This window comes from Pseudomonas sp. B40(2017) (assembly GCF_002112855.1).
Classification (GTDB): Bacteria; Pseudomonadota; Gammaproteobacteria; order Pseudomonadales; family Pseudomonadaceae; genus Aquipseudomonas; species Aquipseudomonas pharyngis.
Window position 1 is genome coordinate 378,494 of the sequence record NZ_NEIT01000001.1, and the last position, 24,871, is coordinate 403,364.

Genomic DNA, 24,871 nt, shown 5'->3' on the forward strand with positions numbered 1-24,871 from the left:
AATATCTCCTCGGGGTCAGACGGACAGGCTGTAACGGCTGAGGTTGGTCAACAGATAAGGATCATTGGCAAGCGCCGCGCGCCGCCCCGGATCGCCCAGGGCATGGCGCAAGAAGGTCTGGGTCCGTTCGCTAACGGGGTGCTGGAAAATCTGCGCGGCGCTGCCGTGCTCGACGATGACCCCGTTTTCGGTGAAATAGACGACATCGCTGATTTCCTCGGCAAACCGCATCTCGTGGGTCACCAGCACACAGGTCATGCCTTCCTCGGTCAGTTCGCGAATCACCGTCAGCACTTCGCCGACCGTTTCCGGATCGAGGGCCGAGGTCACTTCATCGAACAGGATCAATTCCGGGCGCATCGCCAGGGCACGGGCAATCGCCACGCGTTGTTGCTGACCGCCGGACAGTTGGCCGGGATAGGCATCGGCCTTGTGTTCCAGACGCACTTTGGCCAACAAGGCGCGCGCGTCTTTCTCGGCGTCGACCCGATTGCGCCCCAATACCTTGCGTGGCGCCACCACCAGGTTTTCCAGCACCGAGAGGTGCGGGAACAGGTTGTACTGCTGGAACACGAACCCCACGCGTTTGCGCAATTGGATGCGCTGCGCTTCCTGCGTCAGGGTGTGGACGTCGGTGGCGCCGACCCGGATGCTGCCTCGCTGGGGCTGCAACAACCCGGTGATGCAGCGCAGAATCGTCGACTTGCCGGAACCCGACGGGCCGATAATCGACACCGCCTGGCCGCGATGCACCTCCAGATCGATGCCCTTGAGTACCGGGTTGCCACTGAATGACAGGTGCAAATCCCGCAGGCGGACCAGCGGTTCGCCGCCGGTTTCAATAGAAGGCATAACGTCGCTCCAGGCGTCGGGTAAGTCGGGAAATCGGGTAGCAATAGACGAAGAACAGCGCGAGCAGGCTGAAGTAGATCACCACGGTAAAACCGGTCATGTTCACGGTATTGCTGGCGATCTGTGCGGTATCGATCACGTCATGCACGCCCACCAGCGAAGCCAGCGCCGTGCCCATGGTGATCACCGCGTACAGGTTCATCCACGGCGGCAGCATGCGTTTGAAACACTGCGGCAGGATGATCGAGCGGAAGATCTGCCCCCGCGTGAAAGCCAGCGAACGAGCGGCTTCCCATTGCGTGGCCGGGATCGACGCCACGGCACCACGAAAGATCTCCGCGACGTTGGCGCTGGCCGGCAGTGCGAGGCCGAGGGTGACCTTGACCCAGTCCGGAAACGCCACGTAAGTGCCGGCAATACGGATCTCGAACGGAAACACGTAGGTGGTGAAATAGATCAGTACCAGCCACGGTGCATTGCGAAACACCTGCACCCAGATTTGCGCCGGCAGACGCATCAGGCGCAACGGCGACAAGGCCAGAGCCCCTACCAGCAACCCCAGCAGCGAACCCAGCCCGATGGCCACCAGGCTGATCAGAATGTTCTGCGCGAAGCCCGCCGCCAGTGCCGGCGACCATTGCAGCAAGGCCTTGAGCACCGGGCTCTGCGCGCTGAAATACAGCAGCGCCAGTGCGATGCCCGCCACTATCAACAGCTTGCCGAGGTGTCGGCGCGGCAGGGCCGTCATTGCAGTGACGGTCGATTCAGTGGCCATAACCGGGCATCCTCAGGCGCGCTTCGAGGTAGCGCCCCACGCAATTGACGATAAAGCTCAGCAGACCGAAAAAACTTAGGATCAGGATCATCAGTTCCAGCACGTTGTCACTCTGGGTCCAGATCATGATCGCCGCGTACGTGATGTCGCCCACGGCAATGGCCGACGCCACGGCGGTCATCTTCACCAGGTCGATCAGGTTGTTGATCAGCGAGGGCAGCGCAAAACGCAGAGCCAGCGGGAGCTGCACATTCCACAACAACTGCCGGCTGCTGAAAGCCAGCGAACTGGCCGCTTCCAGTGTCACCGCAGGCACCGCCTCGATGCCGGCGCGCAAGGCTTCGGCATGGAACGCGCCCTTGTGCAGGGAGATCACGATCACCACCCAGGCAAACGGTGTCAGCGGATTGGCCGCACCCACCGCCTGGGTCAGCAGCATGTTCAACACCAGGAAGGCGCAGTACAGCTGCACCAGCGTCGGCGTGTTGCGCGTGACTTCGACAAAGATTCGGGCCGGTGTCGCCAGCCACGACTTGCCCGATGTCAGCATCGCCGCCAGTGCGACACCGGCCAACAAACTGCCGACGATGGTGAACGCACACAGCAATGCGGTGGTAAGTGCGCCTTGCCCGAGTGTGCCGCGCTGGTACGCGTCCAGAAGAAAGCTGTAGTTCAGACCCAGCCCCGCCGTCCAGTGAACGAAAAGCTCCAGCCAGTGAGTCATGGCTCGCTCCGTAGCTGCGCGCAGGCTCGTGCGATTCGGCGTCCCGCTTCAACGACATTGTCAGTGGCCGTGGCGATGGACAGGCGGAACCACGGCGACAGACCATAAGCACTGCCCGCCACACCGGCAACGCCCTCCTCCAGCAGATAGTCGACGACATCGACGTCGCAGCTCATCCGCTGCCCGTCAGGGCGATATCGGCCGATCAAGCCGGCGCAGCGGACAAACACAAAGAAGCCGCCCTGTGGCTCAAGCACCTGCAGACCCTCCACCGGGCGCAGCGCGTCGAGCAGCAAATCCCGTCGCAACTGATAGGCCTCGACCTGCGGCGGCAGAAACCCCAGGCCACCCTCCAGCGCCGCCAGCGCAGCAGCCTGGCCAACGGACGATGCGCCGGATGTGGATTGCGATTGCACCACGGTCATGGCCGTTGTCAGCGCCTGCGGCCCGGCGCCGAAGCCGACGCGCCAGCCGGTCATGGCATAGGTTTTCGAAACACCGCCGACCAGCAGGCAACGCTCTTGCAGATCTGGCGCAACGTTCAGCAGATTCAGCGCCGGACGGTCGTCGAAACGAATGTGTTCGTAGAGTTCATCCAGCAGGATCAGCAATTGCGGATGCCGCCTCAGTACGGTGGCAATCGCTTGCAATTCTGCCTCGGTATAAACCGCGCCGCTGGGATTGCCCGGCCCGTTGAGGATCAGCCAGCGGGTACGCTCGCCAATGTGCTGCTCCAGCTGCGCAGCCGTGAGTTTGCAGCCTTGCTCCAGCGGGCATTCGATGAACACCGGCTCGCCACCGTTGAACCGCACGCTGTCCGGAAACGACGGCCAGTACGGAACCGGCACCAGCACTTGATCGCCGTCGTCGAGGGTGGCAGCAAAGGCATTGAAGATGATCTGCTTGGCACCGTTGGCAATCACAATCGAGGGCAGCGGATAGCTCAGGTGGTTTTCCCGCTCGAGCTTGCGTTGCACCGCCAGGCGCAAGCCTTTGACGCCGGGCGTCGGGGTGTATTTGGTGGCGCCGGCGGCAATCGCTGCGCAAGCGGCCTGCTTGATGTGTTCGGGCGTGTCGAAATCCGGCTCGCCGGTGGTCAGGTCGAGAATGTCGCGACCGCCGTCACGCAGTTCGGTCGCGCGGGATTTGGCTGCCGCGTTGGCGGACAGCGAGACGCGTTGCACGCGTCTGGAGAGACGGAGCGTCATGAGCGGGACACCTCAATGACCTTGCCGGGATTGAGCAGGTTGTTCGGATCCAACGCCTGTTTGATACGGCGCATCAGATCCAGCTCCACCGGACTTTTGTAACGAGTCAGCATGTCGCGCTTGCGCTGGCCGATCCCGTGTTCCGCGCTGATGGAGCCGCCATGGGCGTGGGCGCTGTCGTGCACCAGCAGACTCAGCGCGGCGTAATGGGCCATGTGTTCATCGACGGTCGAATGCAGCGGATGGGCGACGTTGTAATGCAGGTTGCCATCGCCCAGATGGCCGAAGGTGAAGTGCCGCACGCCCGGAAAGTGCACCTGCAACAGGGCATCGGTGTGGGCGACGAAATCCACGACCCTGGAAATGGGTACCGAGATGTCGTGCTTCATATTGCGCCCGGCGCGCTTCTGCGCCTCGCTCATGTTCTCCCGCAGCAACCACAGGGCCTGACTTTGGGCCAGGCTTTCGGCAATCAGTGCATTGGCCAGCAAGCCTTGCTCGAAGGCTTCGCCCAGCACGCTTTCAAAGGCCTCGCGGGCTTGTGCTTCACCGCGATTGTCGGAGAGTTCGAGCAGCGCAAACCACGGCTGTACAGCGCCGAGAAAAGGTTGCGGGGCTTCAGGAAACTGCTCGCGCAGCAACGCCAGGCAATCGGCGTTGAGCAACTCGAATGCGGTAAGCCCGGCGCCGAAACCGGAGCGGGCATGGGAGAGAAATGCTACCGCTTGCGCCAGCGAATCGAACGCGAGGAAGGCCGTGGATTGCGCCTTGGGCAGCGGGAACAATTTCAGGGTTGCGGCAGTGATGATGCCCAGGGTGCCTTCGCTGCCGATGTACAAGTCGCGCAAGTCGTAGCCGGTATTGTCCTTGCGCAACCCACGCAGGCCATGCCAGATCTCGCCCTCGGCCGTCACCACTTCCAGCCCGAGGGTCAGCTCACGGGTGTTGCCATAACGCAGGACAGCCGTGCCGCCGGCGTTGGTGCCCAGATTCCCGCCGATCGTGCAACTGCCCTCGGCCCCCAGACTCAGGGGAAACAGCCGCCCTGCTTCCTCGGCGACCTGTTGCACGTGTTGCAGAATGCAGCCGGCCTCGACGGTCAGCGTGTCGTTGTCGGTGTCCACTGCGCGCACTCGATTCAAACGATCGAGCAACAGCAACACCGAATGCCCGCTGGCATCCGGTGTCGCCGCGCCCATCAGGCCTGTGTTGCCGCCCTGAACCACGATTGGAGCGCGGGCAGCGACGCAAACCCGCACCACTGCCGCGACTTCTTCGGTATTACCGGGGTGCACGGCTGCGATCACCGCGCCCACGTAGCGCCCCTGCTTGTCAGTCAGAAAAGCGCTCGCCTCTTCGCTGCGCTGCACATGACGCTCGCCCAGCAGTTGTTGCAACTGCGCAAACAAAACCTCACTCATGGCTGCGACGCCAGCGGTTGAGCGTTGCGATACTGCTCGTGCAGATCACGCAGGGCCTGGGACGGCGCCATGCCGGTGCGCTCGCCCAATGCAATCAGCCAGCCGCTGCGGTGCCAATCGCGCACGATGGCGTCGAGTTTCGCCTGAGTGTCGTGCTCGCCCTTGCGCAGCCAGATCACCGAGTTGGAGGGAATCAGATCATTGGGCAGCGGAATTTCATAACCGGCCCATTCGGCATCGCCGAGCAAGGCGTGCATGGTCGGGCTGACGTGCACCGCCGCCACGCAGCCGTTGCCGCGCAGCGACAGCAACGATTCGGACTGGCTGCGGAACGCCTTGATCTGCGCACCGTAGGTTTCCTGCAACGGTTTGATGAAGTTGCTGCCCTGGGACACGCACACCGGCTTGTCCTTCAGGTCTGCCCACCGAGTGATGCCCGCGCCCTTGCGGATCAGCGCCGCCCCGCCCACTTCCTCGTAGGGCGTCGGCACATAGTCGAGAATCTGCGCGCGCTCATCGGTGAACTGCATGTTGGCGATCAGGATGTCGACCTTGCCTTGCTGCAGAAACTGCACCCGGTTAGGCGCCAGCACCGACACCGTTTTCGCTTCCACACCCAGAGCCTTGGCTACACCCTTGGCGAGTTCGACGTTGTAACCCAGATGCTCGCCGGTCTTGGGATCTATGGTGCCGAACGGCGGGCCGCTGAGGATCACCCCGACGCTGATTTCGTGGCGTTGGCGAATCTTGTCCAGCGTGGCATCGGCCCGGACGGCACTGGTGCCGATGGCAACCAGGGCGCCGAGGCAAAACGTGGTCAGGGCTTTAGCGGAAAAATGACGTTTCATGCAGGGCTACCTTGAACGACCGTCGAGTGACACGACGGTCGGATGAAAACTCTGAGGGAGGAATTTCAGGCCCCGTTGGCTTGAAACTGTTTTTGCAGTTCGACCAGCGCCGGTGACGCGGGGGTGATGTGGTTGCGAGTCTGGGCTTCGATCAACCAGCCGCTGCGGTGCAGTTCCTTCACAATCGGGTCGAGCCTGGCCTGAGTGTCGTTTTCACCACGGCGTGTCCAGATCACCGAAGGCGCCGGATTGAGCTCCGGGGTGATGGCGCGGTAGCCTCGCCACTCGGCGTTGTCGGCGATTAACGGATTGATCAGGGTGGCGTCATGAACCGCCGCAACGCAGTTGTTGCCACGCAGTGCCAACAAGGACTCCGATGAACTTTTGAAAGCTTTCAACTCGACGCCCAATTCAGTGAGCGGCTTGATGTAGCTGCTGCCCTGGGAAGTGCAGACCGGTTGCCCTTTCAAATCCTCCCAACGAGCGATCTTGCTGTCCTTCAGCACGGCTGCAGTACCGCCAACCCGATAAAACGGTGTGGGTACAAAACCGAGGATCTCACCACGCTCCGCCGTCCATTCCATGTTGGCGATCAGCAAATCCACTTTGCCCTGTTGCAGGAATTGCACGCGGTTGGCTGGCAATACCGGCACCAGTTGCACCTCGGCGCTTAGCCGCCGACCCAGTTCTTCGGCCAGTTCGACGTTCAAACCACGCGGTTTCTGTGTGGCAGGATCAATCCCGCCAAAGGGGCCACCTGACAACAGCACGCCGACCACCAGCACATGACGTTGCTCGATCTTGTCCAGCGTCGCATCAGCCAGGGCAGCGGTGCTGGCGGCCAGCGATATGAAGGCGCCCAGCATCAGGGGCAAAAAACGTTTTGAAGGCGCGCGATCGGACGACATGGATTTCCCCTCATGATTGATCGGCAAACCCCGATCCAGTGAGTGGGCATCCTGCTGACAGCACCGGCATAACGGAAATACAAATATCTAATATCGTTATAACTCAGGCACCGTCACTTTTTTACCAAACGCATATAAGCGTGAGTTTATTGACTCAAGAGAACATCGAGAGAAAAAACTTCCTGCCAATGCATAAAGATATGTAATGTTTAAGTTCGTCCCTTTGATATAAAACCTGCCTATGACGATCCTCGATCTCGAATTGCTGCGCACGTTCATTGCCGTGGTCGATCACCACAGTTTTGCCGAGGCCGGCGTGCAACTGGCCCGCACCCAGTCGTCGGTCACTCAGCACATGCAGCGCCTGGAACAACAGGTCGGGGTCAACCTGTTCGAAAAGCGCGGGCGGCAAAAGCAGCTGACGGAAGCCGGACAGCAGTTGCTGCGCCATGCCCGGCAGATGCTTTCACTCAACGATGATGCGCTGAACTCCCTGCGCGAAAGCAGCTTGAGCGGCGTGCTGCGTATCGGCTCGCCCCATGACATCGCCGACACCATCCTGCCCCCGATCCTCAGCCACATCGCGCGTTCGGCTCCGCGCTTGCGCCTGGAGATCGATGTCGGCCGCAGCCCGTTTCTCATGGACGATCTGCAACGGGGCAAGATCGACATGGTGATCTCCACCCGCGAAGCACCCAATCTGGAAGGTTTTGCGTTGCGCACCTCGCCGGTATGGTGGATTTGCTCTGCGCAGTTCATTCATAACCCGGGCGAGACGTTGCCGCTGATTCTGGTCGACGAACCGAGTATCTATCGACGGTATGCCCTGGAGGCCCTGGAGCGCGCCAACATTCCCTGGCGTCAGGCTTATCTCGCATCGAACCTGATTGGCATCAAAGCGGCGACGCGCGCAGGTCTTGGCGTCACCGCCAGAAGCATGGAAATGTTGGGCCCGGATATGCGGGTACTGGGGGAAAGCGATGGCTTGCCACGCTTGCCGGACGTCACCTACTACCTGTGGATCCGTTCCAATACGATCAATCCGCTGGTGCGCCGGGCCTATGAGTTGATTCGCAGCAGCCGCGGGCATTGAATACCGACGATGCACGGGGTGCTCGCGGCGATTCTTCCCGTCCCCGTCAAACAACGTTGCCGAAACGGAACGAGGCGCCATGGGCCGATGCCGGCATCCAGACAGCAAAACGCTTGGTGACCCGATTTCCGGACGCCCACGGCTCACTCCGAGGTACGGCCTTGGGTTGCTGCAGTGTTCGTTGGGGCGGATTGACCCTGAGCGGACACGCAGGTTGCGGTTGATGCAGGCCTTACGACACGGCGCTGAAGACGCTTGAGCTCTCTGCGAGTTGCCGCTCGGCCCGCAGAAAATCTACAAACGCCCTGAGCGGCGAAGGCATGTGACGGCGCCCGTGGTAGTAAAGAAACGGACCGTCGAAGGCCTGCCACCAGTCCTCGAGAATCGGCACCAGTCGACCATCGGATAGCGGCTCGCGCAGAAAATCCTCGAAGGTATACACGATGCCCAGCCCGTTGATGGCCGATTGGATTTTCAAATCGTGGGATGACGTCAGCAATTGTCCTTGAGGCGGGATACGCACCACACGGCCGTCTCGGTGGAACTCAAACACGCCCACTTTTCCACTCTCGAATCGATGCCCGAGCAGGTCATGGCCCGGCAGTTCTTCGGGCTGAGTAGGCGTCCCACGTTCAGCCAGATAGCGCGGGGCAGCCGCCGCAACGAAGCGCTGGCGACGTGGGCCGATGGGAACGGCGATCATGTCCCTGGCCAGGCTCTCTTCATAGCGCACGCCGGCGTCATACCCGCCAGCGTTGACGTCGACAAATGTATTGTCCATGACGACTTCGACGTTGATCCCTGGATAAAGACGCAGAAAACGCGCCAGCAGGTCGGGCAACAAAAAGCGGGCCACCGGCACTGGCACATTGAGCTTCAGCGTGCCGACCGGACGCTGAGCGTCGTCGTCCAGATCATTGAAAGCAGCGTCGATTTCTTGCAAGGCCGGGCGCAGGCGCTCGAGCAATCGCTCGCCGGCCGCCGTTGGCGTGACGCTGCGCGTGGTTCGATTGAGCAGGCGCAAGCCCAGGTCGCCTTCCAGCCGACGTATGCAGTCGCTCAGCGACGAGGCGGACAAACCCCGCTTCTGCGCCGCAGCTCGAAATCCCCCTGCCTCGACCACCGCAGCAAATATCGACACATCGGTAAGGTTTGGCTTACGCATGGATTATTCCTCCGCAGGCGGTTGACTGTACGCCATACCGTACGGGCCATCCACCAATGTCCGACTTATCCTCGCGCACTCGTACACCGATACTGCTCGCTCGCCCCGTAAACCGGGAACCTACAACGCGAATGAGAATTCCCCGATGGTTCATTCACCCGTTACGCCGAGCATTACCGCAACCCAACGCATCCTCAAGGCCGTCCGGACGCTGTTCGCCATTTCCGCGCTGGCCAGCACACTGGCTGCGCAAGCCACTCCCCGAACAGAGCCGAAGCCGGACTGGTCAACCCAGGACATGCCCAGCCAGAATGGCCGCATCGTGCTGGTGACCGGAGGGACCAGCGGCATGGGCTATGAAGACGCGCTGGCCCTGACGCGAGCCGGTGCCGAGGTGATCATCGCCGCACGGAACGCCGAGCGCGGCTGCGAAGCGATCGCAAACATCAAGCAAGCCGTGCCCGAGGCGCGCGTGCAATTCGAAACGCTGGATCTTGCCAATCTGCAATCCGTGCGCGACCTCGCCAACCGTCTGCAAGGGCGTCTGCCAAGGCTCGACGTGCTCATCAACAACGCCGCCATCATGTCGCCGCCTGTTCGAGGCGTTTCGGCCGACGGCTACGAGATGCAGCTGGCGACCAACTACCTGGGGCATTTCGCCTTGACCGGCCTGCTGATGCCTCTGCTACGCAAAAGCGACGATGGTCGGGTAGTCAGTCTGTCGAGCATCGCCGCAGGGCGCGCCGTCCTGAACTTCGATGACCTGCAGGCTGAGCGCGCTTACGACCCATTCACCACCTACAGCCAATCGAAACTGGCGGTACTCAAGTGGAGTATTGAGCTGCAGCAGCGCAGCGATGCCGCCGGTTGGGGGATACGCAGCATCGCCGCTCACCCCGGCGTTGCCGTGACCGAGCTGATCGCCCGAGGGCCTGGCCTGGACAGTGAATTCGGCAAACAATGGGCTGTAGAGCGGGACATGTACCATTCCGCAGCGCAGGGCGCACTGCCCACACTGTATGCGGCGACGGCGCCGGAGGCCGTCGGCGGAGCCTACTATGGGCCCACCGGTGATAACGAGAAGCGCGGGCCGCTGGGCTTCGCCAAGATGCCTCCGGCCGCTGCCGATCGCTCGAATTCCGACGCGCTGTGGCAACTGTCCGAGCGACTGACCGGCATCACCTACCGCTGACCAACCCGGCACGGGCAAGCCGCGTGCTATTGCCTCGACACTCCTACAGGAGCGCAACATGGATATGTCCCTTCTCGCCCAACGCACGAGCGCCATCATCAATGCCGAGGCTCACGAGCTGCGCCCCGCGCTCAATGGCTTTGTGCTATTCGTTTGCCTGTTCGCCGGCTATTTCATGCTTCGTCCGATCCGTGAATCGATGGGCATCACTGCCGGCGTCGAAAACCTGCAGTGGCTGTTCACCGCAACCTTCTTCGTCATGCTGGCGGCCGTTCCGCTGTTCGCCTGGCTCAGCACACGCGTGCCGCGCCTGCATTTCGTAGACTGGGTGTACGGATTTTTCTGCGCCAACCTGCTGTTGTTCGCCGCCTTGTTCCTGGGCGAGGAAAGCCCGTGGCTGGCGCGAGTGTTTTACGTCTGGATATCGGTCTACAACCTGTTTGTCGTATCGGTCGCCTGGAGCCTGATGGCCGATGTATTCGACAGTGCCCAGGCCAAACGCCTGTTCGCTTTCATCGCGGCGGGCGCCAGCGTGGGTGGCCTGAGTGGCCCTGCTCTGAGCGCCTTGCTGATCGGTCCGCTGGGCGAGTCCGGCCTGATGCTGCTGGCCGCTGTTCTGCTGGGCACTGCGATGTTATTCAAGCGCAAGTTGATGCGCTGGCGTGATCGGGGTGGCGCAGGACGCCCAGGTGCAGCGCCGAGCGAAAGCCCCCGCAGGCCGTTGCCGGGCAATCCCTTCAGTGGGATGACGGCGATTTTGAAATCACCTTATCTGTTCGGCATCTGTGGCTTTGTGGTGCTGCTGGCCACGGTCACCACTTTCCTCTACTTCGAGCAGGCACGTGTTGTCGCCGACCACTTCCCGGACCGCGAGTCGCAGGTGCGCGTGTTCGGCATCATCGACTTTGTCGTGCAGGCGGGCGCCTTGCTCTGTCAGTTGTTCATCACTGGACGCGTCGCCCAAAAGCTAGGTGTCGGCGTGTTGCTGGCAATGGTGCCGCTGGTCATGTGCGCGGGGTTTATCGGACTGATCTTCGCACCCGGCTTTGGCCTGATCGCCGCGCTGATGATCGTGCGCCGCATCGGTGAGTACGCCCTCGTTCGCCCAGGCCGGGAGATGCTGTTTGCCCCGCTCGATGCCGAAAGCAAGTACAAGGCAAAGAACGTCATCGACACCGTGGTCTACCGCGCCGGCGACGCCATCAGTGCCTGGGCGAAAAGCGCGCTGGACGCGCTCGGCCAAGGTGCAGGCATGGCCGCGTTGGTCGGCGCGTTGTGTGCACTGCTATGGGGGCTGCTGGGATGGCGGCTCGGCGAGCGGGCGGACCGACGATCCAGTGTGTCGGCAGCGCGGCAAACCCCCGCCTAGCGCTCAAGAGTCTTTGAGAGAGCGGACGAACAACTTTTTGCTCGGTCGCTCTGTCCGTTCCCTTCTGCATTCGCAGATTGACTGACGGTTGGTTGCTTCACCAGGGAACTGCCGATGCCAGGCGTCGTCCGAGCTTAAGCGTTTAAGCAAACTGCTCGCCACGAGGTTCCGTTTGAAAGCTGCCATCGTCAAAAAATATCGCCTGATCATCAAGACCCTGGGCTACGTGGGCTGGTCTCTGTTCTGGTTGCTGCTGTGGGACATCGCCGTCACCGTCGACTTCATGCTGTTTCTCAACGCCAAGCTGAACCTGCCGCTGATGCCGCTGACCTTGCTGGGTTCGGCGTTGATCGTATTGATCAGTTTTCGCAACAGCAGCGCCTACAACCGCTGGTGGGAAGCGCGAACGTTGTGGGGGGCGATGATCAACAACTCCCGCAGCTTCGCCCGGCAGGTGCTGACGCTGCTGGACGACGTCGGCGGCGAGGTGAATCCGGTCAAATCCACTCTGCTGCGCCGCCACGTCGCGTATGTGAACTGCCTCGCCGCGCATCTGCAAGGTCAGCCTTGTCCTGACGAGGTGCGGGCGTTTATTCCCGCCGAAGAGTTCGCCCGCAGTGGCACGACCAATAACTTTGCCAACGATATCCTCACCGGCTCCGCGACTTTGCTCGCCAAGGAATACAAGGCCGGGCATCTGGACAGTATTCGCCTGGCGCGGCTTGAGTCGACGCTGGTCGACCTGTCCAACAGTCAGGGCGGCATGGAGCGGATCGCCAATACCCCGCTGCCCTACCCTTACGTCTATTTTCCGCGGCTGTTTATTTCGCTGTTCTGTTTGATCGTACCGGTGGGACTGGTCGAATCCCTGGGCTGGTTCACGCCGCTGGCGTCGACCGTGGTGGGATTCATGCTGCTGGCCATCGAACGCATCGGCACCGATCTGCAAAGCCCGTTTCGCCACAGCGAACACCAGATTCAAATGGAAGCACTGTGCGAAACCATTGAAAAGAACTTGCAGTCGATGCAACGTGATTCGTTGGGGGATGTGCGCAGGCTTGAGGAGCACTCGTGAGGCGCTGCTTCAGCAGCAGTGTGATAGCGGGGCTCCCCTTTTCTTTATCAGGTGCAGAGCGACTATTGATGAGACGGGCGTGTGCGCTCCAGGCCAGCCTTGGTGTTTCAGTTTGTGATCCTCGGCGCCTTCTCTTCATCGTCGTAATGGCGGCAAAGAAATTCGCGGACCAGGACGGCAGTTCGTCTAGCGCTGGTCACCACAAAGAAATGTCCCTCACCCTTCAGAAGGCGAAGTTCTGAACGTCCAATTGTGCGGCGCAGGATATGGCCGTTGTACGCCTGTATTAACGGATCGCGGTCGCCGGCAAGAATCAGCGTGCGTTGAAGCAGCCGGGACAAGCGAAGCAGGCTTGTCCATCCAATCAAGGCTGCGAGCTGGAAATAGTAGGTTCGCGGATTAACAGAGAGCATGCCTTTCATCACACCGAACCGCAGCAGCGCCTGAACTGAATTTCTGGATCTTTCTTGCTGGTGCATGTTGGTGTTTTTACTCTTGCGGAAAAAATCCATAACGTCTGCAGGCTTCATCAGCAGCAATGGACCGGGAGAGGTCGCCGCGAGGATCAGCCTGCGTACCCTGCTCGGGTAACGAAGAGCGAATTCCTGAGCCAATGCACCTCCCCAACTCACACCGAACACATCGACCTGGTCGATCCCCAATTGCTCAAGCATCCCGGCAATCACGTCGGCATGGCGTGGCAGGCGAAAGGGCCAACGGGGCATTTGCGACTTGCCGACTCCGGGCACGTCCAGCGTGATGGTCATGAAGTCGTCAAGTTCATTGCGCAGCGGATCGAAGGTACGAATCAAACCACCCAAACCATTGAGCAAAAGCAGCGGAGAGCCTTGACCGCAGATCGAAACGTTCAACTGCAAGCCCTTCGTTGTCAGCCTGTGCGTTGTCATGATTTCTCCTTGCTGCACGTAATTGAAAGGCAGTGCAGGTGGGATCGCGACGTCTACCGTCGGATTTTTTCCTTCCAGTTTCTTCAACCAAGCCGTCCAATGATGGATGGGAAATAAAGGGTCAACCCAAAGCCGTATCGAGGAACATCATGACCCCGAAACCGAGCATCAACCCCAAGGTTGCAGGTGTCTCATGACCATTGCGATGGGTCTCGGGAATGACCTCATGGGACACCACAAAAATCATCGCGCCCGCCGCGAGACCGAGCGCTATGGGATATCCCAATGCGAAGCTGCTCGAAATCCCCAAGCCGACGATCGCGCCAATGGGTTCCATCAACCCTGAGCCCACCGCAATAAGCGCAGCGCGAAGCGCTGAAATCCCGGTCACGCGTAACGCAAGCGCCACCGCCAGGCCTTCGGGAATGTCTTGAATGGCGATGGCAGTGGTGAGCGGCAATCCCACCTTCATATCGCCATTGGCAAAGCTCACTCCAATGGCCATCCCCTCCGGCAAGTTATGCAGCGTGATTGCCAGGACAAACAGCCATACACGATTGATGCGCTGCGCCTCGGGCCCACGGCGACCGCTTTTCTCATGTTCGTGAGGCACGAAGCGATCCAGACCGATCATCAGCGCTACCCCCAATCCCAATCCTGCGACGACGACGCAGGCTGCGAGCAACTGGTTACCGTACAGCGCCTGGGCGGCTTCGATGCCCGGAAGAATGAGCGAAAACGAACTGGCGGCCAGCATCATTCCGGCGGCGAAGCCGAGCATGATGTCCTGCGTTCTGGCGGCGATATCGCGTAACGCAATCGCTGCCACCGCACCTATGGCCGTCGCAGCGAAGCCTGACATGCCGCCGAGAAATGCAAAGTGCAGATTTTGTTTGTTGGCGCCGACGAAGGCGCCGTACCCGCTGATCAGCAAGCAAAGCGTCACGCCAATCAGAATTGACCAGAAGGCTAGCCCGCCCCATCCGGATTTTGAGAGCCGAACAAACCGTGAGCGAAGTGTTGCGCCAGATGAGGTCAACGGCTCGGACATCGCACCCTCCTGTTTTCTTGAGTTGGAAAAACCGCACGCCTTTTGGCGTGCGGTCGCGTCGTTAAGGTTGTGGTTCGCCTTGCACACCCGCCCCCAGGTCCGCACCCGTGATCGGATTGCTGTCTGGGTCGGACATCGTCCTGGCTTTCATGTCCATGAGCAGCGCTTCATCCTCGGCGCTCAATTGCACAGTCGCGGTGCCCTCGCCTCCATCCACCGCCGGCGCTGGATTCTCTACGAACTCCCAGTCCTCCCCTTCGTTCCACGGCCCGCGGGTGCTGCCTTCGCCCTGAGACATGTTGAAGTAAACGTTGGTGAATTCAGGCATACCCGGCAGTTTGCCCTGAGGGAAATTAGGCTGGATGGCGTGCAGTGCTTTTTCGAAAGACAGTTGATGGGCGATTTCACGGGTCATCAGAAATCCGAGGGCTTCCTTTACACCCGGATCATCTGTGACATTCATCAAACGCTCGTAGACGATCTTCGCCCTGGCCTCAGCGGCGATATTGGAGCGCATGTCTGCAGTCGGTTCGCCGATGGTATCGACGTAAGCCGCCGACCAGGGAACGCCTGCCGAGTTGGTCAAGGGAGCACCCGCTCCGTACAACAGACTTGTGATGTGGGAATCGTTGCCGGCCCCGTTGATGGCGCGATACAACTCGCCCTCTTCCTCGACACCTTCGGCCATTTGCCCTTTGGCGCCCTTGTTCAACATCACGATAATCGACCCGACGATCTCAAGGTGGCTGAGCTCCTCGGTGGCAATATCCATAAGGAGATCCTTTCTGCCTGGATCATCTTCGGCCAACGCCTGTGTGAAGTAGCGTGAAGCTGCGGCGAGTTCCCCTTGGGCTCCCCCGAATTGTTCCAGTAGAAGATTGGCCAACCCCGGATTGGGCTGTGCAACGCGCACGGTGTATTGAAGTCGTTTGTTATGTAGGAACATGACATTCTCCTCAGGTGAACCAGGGCTGCCGTTCACTCGGCAATAGACCGAATGCCAACCCACATTCATCTGAAGCAAATGCGCCGGAGTTAATTTCAAAAACCTTCTGCCCTGTCGACCAACGGGTGCTGCTTGGCTGTTCGAAACCCGCGACTCAGTCTTCCTGTGCAATAACGGAGATCTTGCCGTTGCGCTCAAGGATGGCGAACTTGATCTCTTCAAGCTTCTCAATACCCTGGCTGGAACGTGCTGCCTCCATTACGTCCGCTTCCAGCAATCGCGCTCGACGGAGGCGTTCGTGGAGAAGTTTTCCGTTCTCGACGATGATGGTCGGCTCACCATCAATCAGTCGCGAGATCCACCCCGAGCGCTGCTTGAGCAGGGACAAGCCAACATCGATGGCGACGAGCGTAACGATGACAATCATCGAGTTGGTCAGTGAAAAATCATCGCCCAGCAGCGCTTGCTGAGTCGCCTCACCAATCATCAACAACAGAACGAAATCGAATGTGGTCAGCTCCGCCAAGGAGCGCCGCCCAGCGATTTTGAAAAGCACCATAAGCGCCAGATACATCGCACCCGCACGTAGTACCGAATCCATAAATCACCTAGGGAAAAACGAACTGTTCCAGCCTTACGCCGCTGGTGCCTGGAGAAGCGATTTGACTTCGGAAAAGGCCGAGGCCATCTCCACGCAGGGTGATGTACAGCGTCGCCAGACCGTTGAGATCGGTGTGCAGCCAAAACCTGATGCCCTGTGAAGAGCTTCTTGAGCGCAAAGGTTCAGGTTGCAGCGTTTCGATACTGAACCCTTCAAGCAACTGATCTGCCAACTCCAGTTCCACCGCCGAGTCGGGCTTCGCGGTTACAGTGATTTTCATGGGGTTGGTGGATCCATTGCGATGGAACATTTCATATTCCACCCTGATCTTGCCGTCGTCGCTGCGCACATCTCGGGAGCTGACCAAACCTCTGGAAAACACCCCGACCAGCCCCAGTACCACCACTAACACCAACACGTACCAGCCAACACGCTCGAAGCGCCAGACTTTCAACTGATAGGCCATGTCCTCGCGTATTGGATAATTCCGGCTGCGCAAGTGGGGATGGTCTCGTTCATCGCTCATCGGGCTCACCTTTCTCACCTTGCAGAACTCGCTGATGGAAACGCGTCAAGTACTGCAACGCATGCTCGGTGGCGTATTTCTGTACTTCACAGCGTCCGCCGCAGAAGCGATGCTGGTGACTGAACACGTGACACTCATCAGCTATCTGATATGCCCAAGCAAAGCAGATCGTGCCAGCCGGGATACCGTCTACATCGTCCGGGCCGAGAATGCCCGTTGTAGCAACGGCAACGTTGGCGGTACTGTCGCGCAATGCGCCCATTGCCATTTCACGCGCGACTTCCACGCTGGTGAGGTTGAACGTTTCGATGGTCTGCGGTTTGACATGCAGGAGGCGTTGTTTCGCCTGAGGCGAATACACCACGTACCCGCACTCGATAAACTCGCCACTACCCTCGACCTCGGATAACAGCGTCACAATTTTACCGGCGGTACACGACTCCGCTGTGGTGAGCACCAAACCATTGGCGCGCAGGTAGTGAACAGTGTCGTCGGCAATAGACATGAGCTGAATGACCTCAGTGATAATCCTCGCCGGCGACGGCACGCAGATAGGCTGCATCTGCCCCCCTTCGCAGGTCACGCCATTCGGTATCGGTCAACATACCCAACCGATGCATCTCATCAGACTGGCGCAATAGCTCCTCGTGATAGGCATCGGGACATTCCATGCGTAGCGCTCGATTCTCCAGCGCACGATGCCAGGCATCCAGGGCTTTCAATTTGGATTCCTGCTCAAGCGTCAGTTGATTCTTGAAAGCATTCATTTCACCCACCCCAAACATTTCCCGGTTGAGCAACAGTTTTCGAATTAGGTTCAATAGGTCTGACGAAAAACAGCCATTCGCAAAGCGGTCAAAAACGGGAGGCCTGGTGCAGGCCTCACGTTTTTTTTGCGACTTCAAGAAGTTCCTAACCCTCGAGAGAGATCGGCGCTGGCCGGCACAGAGTTCTGCGGCGGGTCAGTCCTTGCTGCTGCGTCGGCTTGCTCCGTCGTTTTTGTAACGGTGTCACGCACCGCCTCGTAGCCTTCTTGCGCCTGCTTCTTGACCTTGTCGACCAAGCCCGCACTGGTACGACCCATATAGCGCTGTTCAGTCGACGTAGCAGGCAGCGCGGCGCCAATGAGCGCACCCAATGCGATACCCGCCGCCGCCACGACCAGCGGCTGCTCTCTGAGCACTTGATTAAACTGCTGCCCCAATACCTGGGTACTGCGACTCAACCGGTCGCCGGCATCGTGCACGGCATTGCTGAGATTTTCGCCGGCGGCGCCGACGTTATCGCCAAGGTGACTGGCCTTGGTTTTCAAGGATTGGTATCCCTCTTTCAGAGAATCGGCCGTGTGGTGCAGGCCATCGCGCGCACTGTCGAGCCCTTCAGCCAGGCCATCTGCCCACTCCCCTGCTCTGTCCTGATCCGGCCCTGTGCGATATACCGGTTGCGGCACGGGCGGGCGGTTCTGACTCATCATCATCCACAGCAGCCCGATCGAAGTCAGCACCGCAGGAACCGGATTGTTGCGCACACTGGTGCCGAGATTGCTGATGAACGTCGATCCATTGCTCTGCATCATGCCCCACGCCTGATCAATCATCTGACCGGGGGTGAACTTGCTTTCGAGCTTGTCGACGATGTTGCCGATGCTGGCGCGCTGCGCATCGATCTCGCGCTCGATCTGCTCAGGGCTTTTTTCGGATTCGATTTCCAGTTCACTGTTCATGAGACTTTCCTCCGCAGCGCTTCCTGATCTTTATTCAAAGCGTCCAGCGTCCGGTCGGGTTTGAAGTGGGACGGTTCGAATTGTTTTTTGCCTGTCTGCAACATGGCGAAGCCGATGATCATCACCACAACACCAACGATGAGAGCCGCCAGCCACGGTGCCATGAACAGGCTCAAACCGTAGACTGCCGACATCAGCAGGATGATGAAGCCCGCCAGGAACACAATCGCTCCACCCGCCACCGCAGCGATACCAGCCTTCAACGTGTTGAGGCTGGATTGAAGCTCAACTTTGGCAAGAGCGATTTCCTTGCTGAACAAAGCAGGTACTTCTCGGGATAATTGACGCAGCAGGCCAACCACCGACGCGTCTTCGGGTTGGGTCAACGGTCTTGAACCCGGCAGTTCTGAATCGTCTCTGTTCATCACAGTGCTCCTTTCGTGCTTGGCGAAGCGGGCGTCGCGGCTTCAGCAAAGTCCGTGGGATGGTCGGTTTCATTCGGCGAACTCGGTGTGATGCCGGTAGCCAATCCGGGGGTCGGATCGGATGGCGATGGAGCGGAAGTCTCGTAAGGACGATGCGCTCCAAATCCTGCGGTCGGCGGTGTCGAGGTGCCCGCCGCCGGGTCGTGACTTGCGGTGACGGTCGCGGCGGCAGCACTGCCAGCCTTTAGAAACCGCGACAAGCCGAAACCCAGCGCGATGCTGCCGGCAATGAACAAGCCCGGATTACTGCGTGCCAGGTCGGCTGCGTCGTGCAACAACTGTTCGGCACTCTTTCCCCGAAGGTTTCCCGCCAGGCCGGTCATGGACTCTGCCATGTCGGTCAGGTAATCGGACATGCCCAGGGTGTCCTTGTCTTCGATCTCGGAGATGAAACTTTTTGCCCCCTGGGCCAATGCTTCAATCTGATCGGCTGCGGTATCGCGATACTCACCGAATTGCGCATCTGCCTGTTGTCTGGCACCACCCAGCGCCTGGGTAACGTCCTCCTTCAAGTGTTGAAAATTCTGAGGTTTGCCATCGTCCGGGGCCCCTGATGAGGCTCCGGCCCTGCTGTCTGACGTATTCATTTCGTCCCTCGCTTTCTACTGAAAACGTAATCGGGACTGCGCAGCAGAATTGCCCTGAGCCCCTCAAAGCAGAGGACGGATCAGCTGTCGGTAGAGTTCAAAGTGGTTGATGAACGTCAGGATGGCGCATCGAAATCACGACCGTCGCCATTTTGGCAATCAGCCTTTCGGTAATCTCGATGGAACGTTGCGCCAGGCCCCGTCCTCTATCGCAACACCAGCGAATCTGAGGATTTCATCATGATCGACCCAGCAACCGGTATGAAGGCAGGCGAGCGCTACACCATAGACAGTCTCGAACGCACGCGACATTTCCCGGGTTTCTTCCTCGACGGAAAATATTACCTTGGCCCGGAATTGATGACGGCCATCGGTTGGCTGGAAGGAAAGCAGTTTTATTACGATGAGCTTGATCCCACGGGTGAGCCGGTGTTTCCCGATCGACTCGCCGGCACTGTCGAAGACCTCACCCTGACTCTCGCGGACGGTGCGCGATTGCCCTTGAACGAAATGCCGTACAGGGCAGATGCCGACCCCGCTGCCAGTCCAAGCCGTCTTACTCCATCGTCAACACGACATCGACCTGCTCCGGCAAGCGATCAACACGGAGTCGAGGGCGTCCGGATGTCAGGTAAACATCCATATCCAATACTCCTGGCGGCAGGCGCCGCGCTAATACTGGGAATACTGCTTGGAGTCAAACAAGCCAATCGCCTTCCTGCCCGAAAACGGAGATAGCCGTCCTTGCTGATTTTTTGGAGAAGTGCTCTTTGAACGGTCGGAGACAGGAATGCATCCAGTGACACCAGACGGTCGCTACTTTGTTGTCAAAGGCCAGCTATGGCGATGTTCCAACCCATCATTGGATGAAGATGTGCGCCAGCGTCTTGTCGATGCGCTTATGGCCGCTCGACGAGAGGTCAAGAACGCAAAGGGTTCGCAAGACGCATCGCAACTGAAACGCGCTCGGGAAAAGGTACAAATGGCCAAAGTGGCCCTCGGGGAACGGGGGCCTGTCTGGTGGACTGATGGAAGCCCGGACTTCAACCGGCGGCTGGTCGTCAATTCCCCTTATGCCGAATGGTTCAGCTCGCTCCAAGAGGCTGATTAACTCTCGGCGTAAGGCGGGATTCTGATGATGTTCCAGTGTTGCTCACAACCGCCGATCCAAGGCATTGAATGCACCCATACAACCGCTCGCCCTGGCACTTGTATAACTTAGCCAAGTTAACGCTGCGGTAGACAGGGAAAGCGCTTACAAGCCTAGCCAGGCTCCACTGGCGCCGGCAGTGCCATTCTTGCACAGGCGAAAAGCAGCATGCCTGTCAGGATCAATACGCCTCCACGCATCCAGGTCTCCAGACTTTGCTGACTAAGCAGTATCAGGCACGAGACGATAGCAAGTACCGGAACCCACGTAGGTACTCGAAAGTGATCTTCCGCAACCTCGTCACGGCGCAGGATCAACACGGACAAATTGGTACTGAGAAATACGAACAGCAGGAGCAGGACGACCGTTTCAGCGAGTGTGGCTAGCGTCCCCGTCAGCGTGAGCCCGATTGCCACGAGGGTGGTAGCGATCACTGCTATCCACGGGGTGCGTCGTTGAGGCAGCACCTTGCTCAAGGCATTCGGCAAAAGTCCAAGGCAGGCCATGCCATAAGTAAGGCGGCTGGCCATTATCATGGTTAGAAGTGCGCCGTTGGCGACTGCGACCAACGCAATAAAGGCAAAGACGCGAGGCGGGATGTTCAAACCTGACGCCCGAACCACCTCAAGAAGAGGAGCAGAGGTTGCAACCAGTTTTTCCATGGGCAGTACGGAAGATGCAGCTACACCGACCGCCATGTAGAGGACTCCGGCGGTCAGTAATGCGCCAAATAATGCGCGTGGGTAAACCTTTCGAACGTCTCGAATTTCTTCTGCAAGATTGGCGGATGTTTCGAATCCTACAAACGAATAGAAGGCGATCAGTGCCGCACCCAAAACGGCTAACATCGGGCTGACTCCCGGCTTGAACTCCAGGCTGCGACCCAAATCTGCATCACCTGTACGGAAATACCAAGCGGCGGCAACAACGACCAAAAGAAGGCCTGACAGCTCAATGACTGTCATCACCAGGTTGGCTCCCAAGGATTCTTTGATTCCCCTCGCATTTAGTAGCGCGATCACGAGAAGAAACAGTAAGGCTGAAATGTGAGGTGGTACATGGATGAACGCCGCCAGGTAATCACCCGCAAACGCCAGCGATAAACCCGCAGCGCTCGTGACAGCTGCAGATAGCATGCAAAAGCCCACGAGAAAAGAAATGAGCGGTGACCCGAACGCTTTCTCGGCGAAAACCGAAGCGGCGCCTGCGTGGGGATATTTTGTCACCAACTCGGCATAGGAGCCTGCAGTAAGCATCGCGAAAAAAAGAGCGATGAGCAGCGGCATCCATATTGCGCCACCCACCTCCCCCGCAATTGTCCCGGCAAGAGCATAAACGCCCGCTCCGAGCACATCGCCGAGAATAAATAGAAAAAGCATCGGGCCGGTAACGGCCCGGCGCAGGGAGGTCTTGGAGGGCAAGGTCTTCACGATCTACTTCCTGACTTGAGGTTCGGAGGGCCGATTACCGGGCTGGAAGCCAGGCGGCTTCACTCTCAAGCAATGGAAATTCGCGTATCACTAAAGTTCACATATCTTGCCAGGGTGACAAGTAAAAGGTGCCTCACGTACACCCTGATTAGAGCTAAGGAATTCCTCTCAAGTAGCTAAAAATCGAAAACAAAAAAGGGCCGTAATCAGGCCCTTTTGTGTTCAAACCAAAATCATTTGGTCAGCCAGGACTCCACAGTGTCGGAGCCGTGCTCTGCTTTCCAATCCTTCAGCGTTTTATGATTGCCGCCTTTGGTTTCAACAACTTCCCCAGTGTGCGGATTTTTATAGACCTTCAACTGGCGAGGCTTGCGACTGCCGGCTTTGGACACGGCGGCTGGAGCGCGACGACCTGCTTGCGGATCAAGCAGGTTGATCACGTCCTTAAGGCTGTAGCCGTATTTTGCGAGCAAGTCGCGCAGCTTCGTTTCGAACTCGATTTCTTTCTTGAGGCCAGCATCACCCTTGAGGGTTTCGAGGGCCTGGAGCTGTTCGGCGAGGTGTTTTTCGAGCTGGCGGAATTCGGCAAGTTTAGACATGAAAAAATCTCGATGTGAGTAATACCTGAAGGTTACACCATAAATCACGGACCGCACTTACAAGGACTGGCGCTGGGACTTTAACTGGACAGCCTCAACAGGCCTTGAATTGATTCCCTGTGAATGTCTTATCGATGAGTATCCGCCTCCTCAGCCGGATAAAACTCACCTTCATTCCCTATCCTTTTGAGCTGTTCGCGCACGATCAACTCAACGCTGGCAACTGCGGCTTGATCGTCAGGGTCGACCAGCTGCAGGCACAGGCGCTGGATATTCTGATCGTGGGTGCCCTCACTCATCATCTCGTGCGTAAAGACTTGTTCACCTCGACATAGGCAAAGTTGAGTATGAGTTTCGCCGAGCCATATTTCGTTGATTGATCTGAGGTCGGTGGTAACAAGTTGATCGACAGTGATTGTCTTATCCATTGCGCTGTACCTTACCAATGAGTAGATACAGATAGACTTACGGGCCCAGGGGTCGTTCCAAGTGAAGGCAGTTCACTGCGATTGCCGCTGATGACGAAACCATCCCGTTCGTCTGCTTCCAGCCCTTCCTGCACCTCAGCCAAACCCGCAAAGAACATCGACTTCATGATCAGAAGTACCGCCAGTGGTAAATCACCCACTCATCAGCAATTGAGGCTATGGAATCACCAGAGTGATCGAGCAACGCTTTGAGCTGCGAATTCGCAGAGGCGAATCGATCAGTAATGAGATGACCAGGTATTTACGGCGAAGGTGCATGGCAACAGAACGAGCGCGCGAGGTCTTGCCAAGGAAACCGAAAACGCGTTTAGCGACTACGACAAGCGACAACAGCGACTATAGTCATTGGTGAGCCAGAGCGAATCCTGTCGCTGCTCTCCCCACCTGGCCCTCAATCCAATACCGCGAAAGCACGGCGGGCGTCGTCGTGCTTCTGGACGCGGAATATGAACGTCTTGCTGCCGAAAACACTCAGGCTCAGGCTGAGATCGTGGCAGCGTTGCCTCTTATAAATCCCTTTATGGTGGATGGAGTTATCCCCGCCGGGCAAGTCGCATCCCCCCTGAGTAGACCCCAAACTCCTATCTATCAGGGCTCAAGCAATGAACACTTCAGAATTTGGTGATGCAGAGGAAACGAAAGACGATCTGGTTCAGGAGCCGCTGCCAGCCGGCACCGTAGCGCCCGACTTCTTACTGTACGCGACTCCCGATCAGCAATTGTCGCTACGCGAGCTGAAGGGAAATCCCGTGATACTGACGTTTTATCCCGCCGATTGGAGTTCGGTTTGTGGCGATCAACTGACCTTGTACAACCAGTTGCTACCCACATTCAGAGAATACGGTGCGACGCTTCTGGGTATCTCAGTCGACAGCGCCTGGTGTCATCAGGCCTTTGCCAAAGATCGGAATTTCCACTTCAGCCTGCTGGCCAATTTTGAGCCCAAAGGAGCTGTAGCGCGACGGTATGGAGCGTACGACTCCCACCTGGGAGTTTGTAAGCGGGCACTGTTCGTGATTGACAAGGAGGGAGTGATCACCTGGAGCTACATCTCACCAATGGCAATCAACCCAGGGGCGGACGGCATTCTGGATGCGCTGGATGCACTGGCGAACGCGCCACAAAGCACGCCAACCAAAAATTAACAGGTGATCACATGGCCACTCTCAAAGTGCCGGTAAGTGCCAACGACCATCGCCAGGGAAGCGCGCATGCCAAAGTCACCTTGGTGGAATTTGGCGATTATGAATGTCCCTATTGCGGTTTAGCGTATTGGGTCGTCAAAAATCTCCAACAGCGTTTTCGCAATGATCTGCTGTTCGTGTTCCGTAACTTTCCCCTGACCACCGCCCACCCGCACGCAATGGGTGCAGCCGTCACCGCTGAATATGCAGGGAGTCGAGGACTCTTCTGGGAGGCTCACGACGAACTCTATGAAAATCAGGATCGATTGGGCATGCCACTGTTTCGGGCCATCGCTCTAAAACACGGTCTCTCCAGTGAAGAACTTTATGTTGCGCTGCAGGAAGGCACTTACCTGGCCAAAATAAAATCCGACTTTAATGGCGGCGTACGGAGTGGCGTTAATGGCACCCCCGCGTTTTACATTGACGGGCTTCGCTATGACGGGGTTCCAGAGTTCGCCGAAATGAGTCAGATGATTGAGCTTTCGTTGGTGAGTTGACGAAATTGCCGGATAGTCAACTCGCTTGCCAGCCCCCACACCATAGTCGAGGCGGCATTTACG

28 protein-coding genes and 2 pseudogenes are annotated in these 24,871 nt (G+C 58.5%); 9 read left to right on the forward strand and 21 right to left on the reverse strand.

The features are described from left to right. Nucleotides 1-15: 15 nt before the first annotated feature. The 7 genes from CAF76_RS01620 to CAF76_RS01650 form a co-directional block, all read right to left on the reverse strand. On the reverse strand, nt 16-852 hold the full coding sequence (locus tag CAF76_RS01620; RefSeq protein ID WP_085646578.1) for an amino acid ABC transporter ATP-binding protein: 837 nt from the start codon (nt 850-852) through the stop codon (nt 16-18). Then, nucleotides 839-1,627 carry an amino acid ABC transporter permease gene (locus CAF76_RS01625; RefSeq protein WP_085646579.1) on the reverse strand — a complete coding sequence of 263 codons (789 nt, stop codon included), beginning with the start codon at nt 1,625-1,627 and terminating at the stop codon, nt 839-841. Before CAF76_RS01625 ends, CAF76_RS01620 begins: the two co-directional genes overlap by 14 nt. Next, entirely contained in the window at nt 1,617-2,351 is a 735-nt protein-coding gene (locus CAF76_RS01630) for an amino acid ABC transporter permease (RefSeq protein WP_064596656.1), read from the reverse strand. The genes CAF76_RS01625 and CAF76_RS01630 overlap by 11 nt, the downstream gene beginning before the upstream one ends. Further along, nucleotides 2,348-3,559 (reverse strand): aminotransferase class I/II-fold pyridoxal phosphate-dependent enzyme, encoded by a 1,212-nt coding sequence (locus tag CAF76_RS01635; protein WP_085646580.1) that lies wholly within the window; start codon nt 3,557-3,559, stop codon nt 2,348-2,350. Before CAF76_RS01635 ends, CAF76_RS01630 begins: the two co-directional genes overlap by 4 nt. Further along, nucleotides 3,556-4,980 (reverse strand): FAD-binding oxidoreductase, encoded by a 1,425-nt coding sequence (locus CAF76_RS01640; protein ID WP_085646581.1) that lies wholly within the window; start codon nt 4,978-4,980, stop codon nt 3,556-3,558. The genes CAF76_RS01635 and CAF76_RS01640 overlap by 4 nt, the downstream gene beginning before the upstream one ends. Further along, complete coding sequence (locus tag CAF76_RS01645) at nt 4,977-5,828, reverse strand: transporter substrate-binding domain-containing protein (protein ID WP_064596663.1); 852 nt, start codon at nt 5,826-5,828, stop codon at nt 4,977-4,979. Before CAF76_RS01645 ends, CAF76_RS01640 begins: the two co-directional genes overlap by 4 nt. Before the next feature lie 65 nt (nt 5,829-5,893). Then, nucleotides 5,894-6,736: a transporter substrate-binding domain-containing protein gene (locus tag CAF76_RS01650; RefSeq protein ID WP_085646582.1), complete on the reverse strand. Its 843-nt coding sequence runs from the start codon at nt 6,734-6,736 to the stop codon at nt 5,894-5,896. 241 nt (nt 6,737-6,977) lie between these two features. Between CAF76_RS01650 and CAF76_RS01655 the strand changes: the two genes are divergently transcribed. Further along, on the forward strand, nt 6,978-7,829 hold the full coding sequence (locus CAF76_RS01655; RefSeq protein ID WP_064596666.1) for a LysR substrate-binding domain-containing protein: 852 nt from the start codon (nt 6,978-6,980) through the stop codon (nt 7,827-7,829). Between the two features lie 232 nt (nt 7,830-8,061). Here CAF76_RS01655 and CAF76_RS01660 read toward each other — a convergent pair whose 3' ends face one another. Continuing rightward, nucleotides 8,062-8,994 (reverse strand): LysR family transcriptional regulator, encoded by a 933-nt coding sequence (locus CAF76_RS01660; protein WP_085646583.1) that lies wholly within the window; start codon nt 8,992-8,994, stop codon nt 8,062-8,064. 145 nt (nt 8,995-9,139) lie between these two features. On the opposite strand from CAF76_RS01660, the gene CAF76_RS01665 reads away from it, so the two are divergent. From CAF76_RS01665 to CAF76_RS01675, 3 genes are all read left to right on the forward strand, one after another. Next, the gene (locus CAF76_RS01665) at nt 9,140-10,186 is read left to right on the forward strand and encodes an SDR family oxidoreductase (protein WP_085646584.1); all 1,047 of its coding nucleotides are present in this window, start codon (nt 9,140-9,142) and stop codon (nt 10,184-10,186) included. Nucleotides 10,187-10,244: 58 nt separating this feature from the next. Continuing rightward, on the forward strand, nt 10,245-11,555 hold the full coding sequence (locus tag CAF76_RS01670; RefSeq protein ID WP_085646585.1) for an NTP/NDP exchange transporter: 1,311 nt from the start codon (nt 10,245-10,247) through the stop codon (nt 11,553-11,555). 151 nt (nt 11,556-11,706) lie between these two features. After that, nucleotides 11,707-12,630, forward strand: a complete 924-nt coding sequence (locus tag CAF76_RS01675) for a bestrophin family protein (protein ID WP_256579587.1) — start codon at nt 11,707-11,709, stop codon at nt 12,628-12,630. A 107-nt stretch (nt 12,631-12,737) separates the two neighbouring features. Here CAF76_RS01675 and CAF76_RS01680 read toward each other — a convergent pair whose 3' ends face one another. The 10 genes from CAF76_RS01680 to CAF76_RS01725 all read right to left on the reverse strand — a co-directional run bounded on the left by CAF76_RS01680 (nt 12,738) and on the right by CAF76_RS01725 (nt 19,457). Further along, entirely contained in the window at nt 12,738-13,625 is an 888-nt protein-coding gene (locus CAF76_RS01680; protein ID WP_256579578.1) for an alpha/beta fold hydrolase, read from the reverse strand. Nucleotides 13,626-13,659: 34 nt separating this feature from the next. Next, nucleotides 13,660-14,589 (reverse strand): ZIP family metal transporter, encoded by a 930-nt coding sequence (locus CAF76_RS01685; RefSeq protein WP_085646588.1) that lies wholly within the window; start codon nt 14,587-14,589, stop codon nt 13,660-13,662. A gap of 61 nt (nt 14,590-14,650) precedes the next feature. Beyond that, complete coding sequence (locus tag CAF76_RS01690; protein WP_064596678.1) at nt 14,651-15,535, reverse strand: manganese catalase family protein; 885 nt, start codon at nt 15,533-15,535, stop codon at nt 14,651-14,653. 154 nt (nt 15,536-15,689) lie between these two features. Beyond that, nucleotides 15,690-16,136 (reverse strand): DUF421 domain-containing protein, encoded by a 447-nt coding sequence (locus CAF76_RS01695; protein ID WP_039768514.1) that lies wholly within the window; start codon nt 16,134-16,136, stop codon nt 15,690-15,692. A 7-nt stretch (nt 16,137-16,143) separates the two neighbouring features. Beyond that, nucleotides 16,144-16,662, reverse strand: coding sequence for a hypothetical protein (locus tag CAF76_RS01700; RefSeq protein WP_085646589.1), 519 nt, complete (start codon nt 16,660-16,662; stop codon nt 16,144-16,146). Further along, nucleotides 16,652-17,167, reverse strand: coding sequence for a CinA family protein (locus CAF76_RS01705; RefSeq protein ID WP_085646590.1), 516 nt, complete (start codon nt 17,165-17,167; stop codon nt 16,652-16,654). The genes CAF76_RS01700 and CAF76_RS01705 overlap by 11 nt, the downstream gene beginning before the upstream one ends. A gap of 13 nt (nt 17,168-17,180) precedes the next feature. After that, nucleotides 17,181-17,429 carry a hypothetical protein gene (locus tag CAF76_RS01710; protein WP_170844925.1) on the reverse strand — a complete coding sequence of 83 codons (249 nt, stop codon included), beginning with the start codon at nt 17,427-17,429 and terminating at the stop codon, nt 17,181-17,183. A 134-nt stretch (nt 17,430-17,563) separates the two neighbouring features. Beyond that, the gene (locus tag CAF76_RS01715) at nt 17,564-18,385 is read right to left on the reverse strand and encodes a DUF3618 domain-containing protein (RefSeq protein WP_085646591.1); all 822 of its coding nucleotides are present in this window, start codon (nt 18,383-18,385) and stop codon (nt 17,564-17,566) included. Beyond that, nucleotides 18,382-18,810: a phage holin family protein gene (locus CAF76_RS01720; protein ID WP_085646592.1), complete on the reverse strand. Its 429-nt coding sequence runs from the start codon at nt 18,808-18,810 to the stop codon at nt 18,382-18,384. The genes CAF76_RS01715 and CAF76_RS01720 overlap by 4 nt, the downstream gene beginning before the upstream one ends. After that, the gene (locus CAF76_RS01725; protein WP_085646593.1) at nt 18,810-19,457 is read right to left on the reverse strand and encodes a hypothetical protein; all 648 of its coding nucleotides are present in this window, start codon (nt 19,455-19,457) and stop codon (nt 18,810-18,812) included. Before CAF76_RS01725 ends, CAF76_RS01720 begins: the two co-directional genes overlap by 1 nt. 240 nt (nt 19,458-19,697) lie before the next feature. Here CAF76_RS01725 and CAF76_RS28985 point away from each other — a divergent pair. Further along, nucleotides 19,698-19,964: pseudogene (locus CAF76_RS28985) on the forward strand (short chain dehydrogenase); the annotation flags it as partial. A 283-nt stretch (nt 19,965-20,247) separates the two neighbouring features. Next, a complete protein-coding gene (locus CAF76_RS01735) occupies nt 20,248-20,568 on the forward strand; it encodes a hypothetical protein (protein ID WP_085646595.1) in 321 nt (106 codons plus the stop codon). Nucleotides 20,569-20,720: 152 nt separating this feature from the next. Here CAF76_RS01735 and CAF76_RS01740 read toward each other — a convergent pair whose 3' ends face one another. The 3 genes from CAF76_RS01740 to CAF76_RS01750 form a co-directional block, all read right to left on the reverse strand. Continuing rightward, nucleotides 20,721-22,037, reverse strand: coding sequence for an APC family permease (locus tag CAF76_RS01740; RefSeq protein WP_371857875.1), 1,317 nt, complete (start codon nt 22,035-22,037; stop codon nt 20,721-20,723). A 233-nt stretch (nt 22,038-22,270) separates the two neighbouring features. Then, nucleotides 22,271-22,636, reverse strand: coding sequence for a histone-like nucleoid-structuring protein, MvaT/MvaU family (locus CAF76_RS01745; protein WP_064596683.1), 366 nt, complete (start codon nt 22,634-22,636; stop codon nt 22,271-22,273). A 128-nt stretch (nt 22,637-22,764) separates the two neighbouring features. After that, a complete protein-coding gene (locus tag CAF76_RS01750) occupies nt 22,765-23,064 on the reverse strand; it encodes a hypothetical protein (RefSeq protein WP_085646596.1) in 300 nt (99 codons plus the stop codon). 348 nt (nt 23,065-23,412) lie between these two features. Between CAF76_RS01750 and CAF76_RS28805 the strand changes: the two are divergent. The 3 genes and pseudogenes from CAF76_RS28805 to CAF76_RS01765 all read left to right on the forward strand — a co-directional run. Further along, nucleotides 23,413-23,694: pseudogene (locus tag CAF76_RS28805) on the forward strand (TolC family protein); the annotation flags it as partial. A 32-nt stretch (nt 23,695-23,726) separates the two neighbouring features. Continuing rightward, nucleotides 23,727-24,269, forward strand: a complete 543-nt coding sequence (locus tag CAF76_RS01760; RefSeq protein ID WP_085646598.1) for a redoxin domain-containing protein — start codon at nt 23,727-23,729, stop codon at nt 24,267-24,269. Nucleotides 24,270-24,280: 11 nt separating this feature from the next. After that, complete coding sequence (locus CAF76_RS01765; protein WP_064596690.1) at nt 24,281-24,808, forward strand: DsbA family protein; 528 nt, start codon at nt 24,281-24,283, stop codon at nt 24,806-24,808. Nucleotides 24,809-24,871 lie beyond the last annotated feature (63 nt).

Bases quoted from the DNA above. Each gene is read 5' to 3' on its own strand.
- CAF76_RS01620 (WP_085646578.1), bottom strand. From the start codon at position 852: ATGCCTTCTATTGAAACCGGCGGCGAACCGCTGGTCCGCCTGCGGGAT.
- CAF76_RS01625 (WP_085646579.1), bottom strand. From the start codon at position 1,627: ATGGCCACTGAATCGACCGTCACTGCAATGACGGCCCTGCCGCGCCGA.
- CAF76_RS01630 (WP_064596656.1), bottom strand. From the start codon at position 2,351: ATGACTCACTGGCTGGAGCTTTTCGTTCACTGGACGGCGGGGCTGGGT.
- CAF76_RS01635 (WP_085646580.1), bottom strand. From the start codon at position 3,559: ATGACGCTCCGTCTCTCCAGACGCGTGCAACGCGTCTCGCTGTCCGCC.
- CAF76_RS01640 (WP_085646581.1), bottom strand. From the start codon at position 4,980: ATGAGTGAGGTTTTGTTTGCGCAGTTGCAACAACTGCTGGGCGAGCGT.
- CAF76_RS01645 (WP_064596663.1), bottom strand. From the start codon at position 5,828: ATGAAACGTCATTTTTCCGCTAAAGCCCTGACCACGTTTTGCCTCGGC.
- CAF76_RS01650 (WP_085646582.1), bottom strand. From the start codon at position 6,736: ATGTCGTCCGATCGCGCGCCTTCAAAACGTTTTTTGCCCCTGATGCTG.
- CAF76_RS01655 (WP_064596666.1), top strand. From the start codon at position 6,978: ATGACGATCCTCGATCTCGAATTGCTGCGCACGTTCATTGCCGTGGTC.
- CAF76_RS01660 (WP_085646583.1), bottom strand. From the start codon at position 8,994: ATGCGTAAGCCAAACCTTACCGATGTGTCGATATTTGCTGCGGTGGTC.
- CAF76_RS01665 (WP_085646584.1), top strand. From the start codon at position 9,140: ATGGTTCATTCACCCGTTACGCCGAGCATTACCGCAACCCAACGCATC.
- CAF76_RS01670 (WP_085646585.1), top strand. From the start codon at position 10,245: ATGGATATGTCCCTTCTCGCCCAACGCACGAGCGCCATCATCAATGCC.
- CAF76_RS01685 (WP_085646588.1), bottom strand. From the start codon at position 14,589: ATGTCCGAGCCGTTGACCTCATCTGGCGCAACACTTCGCTCACGGTTT.
- CAF76_RS01690 (WP_064596678.1), bottom strand. From the start codon at position 15,535: ATGTTCCTACATAACAAACGACTTCAATACACCGTGCGCGTTGCACAG.
- CAF76_RS01695 (WP_039768514.1), bottom strand. From the start codon at position 16,136: ATGGATTCGGTACTACGTGCGGGTGCGATGTATCTGGCGCTTATGGTG.
- CAF76_RS01700 (WP_085646589.1), bottom strand. From the start codon at position 16,662: ATGAGCGATGAACGAGACCATCCCCACTTGCGCAGCCGGAATTATCCA.
- CAF76_RS01705 (WP_085646590.1), bottom strand. From the start codon at position 17,167: ATGTCTATTGCCGACGACACTGTTCACTACCTGCGCGCCAATGGTTTG.
- CAF76_RS01710 (WP_170844925.1), bottom strand. From the start codon at position 17,429: ATGAATGCTTTCAAGAATCAACTGACGCTTGAGCAGGAATCCAAATTG.
- CAF76_RS01715 (WP_085646591.1), bottom strand. From the start codon at position 18,385: ATGAACAGTGAACTGGAAATCGAATCCGAAAAAAGCCCTGAGCAGATC.
- CAF76_RS01720 (WP_085646592.1), bottom strand. From the start codon at position 18,810: ATGAACAGAGACGATTCAGAACTGCCGGGTTCAAGACCGTTGACCCAA.
- CAF76_RS01725 (WP_085646593.1), bottom strand. From the start codon at position 19,457: ATGAATACGTCAGACAGCAGGGCCGGAGCCTCATCAGGGGCCCCGGAC.
- CAF76_RS01735 (WP_085646595.1), top strand. From the start codon at position 20,248: ATGCATCCAGTGACACCAGACGGTCGCTACTTTGTTGTCAAAGGCCAG.
- CAF76_RS01745 (WP_064596683.1), bottom strand. From the start codon at position 22,636: ATGTCTAAACTTGCCGAATTCCGCCAGCTCGAAAAACACCTCGCCGAA.
- CAF76_RS01750 (WP_085646596.1), bottom strand. From the start codon at position 23,064: ATGGATAAGACAATCACTGTCGATCAACTTGTTACCACCGACCTCAGA.
- CAF76_RS01760 (WP_085646598.1), top strand. From the start codon at position 23,727: ATGAACACTTCAGAATTTGGTGATGCAGAGGAAACGAAAGACGATCTG.
- CAF76_RS01765 (WP_064596690.1), top strand. From the start codon at position 24,281: ATGGCCACTCTCAAAGTGCCGGTAAGTGCCAACGACCATCGCCAGGGA.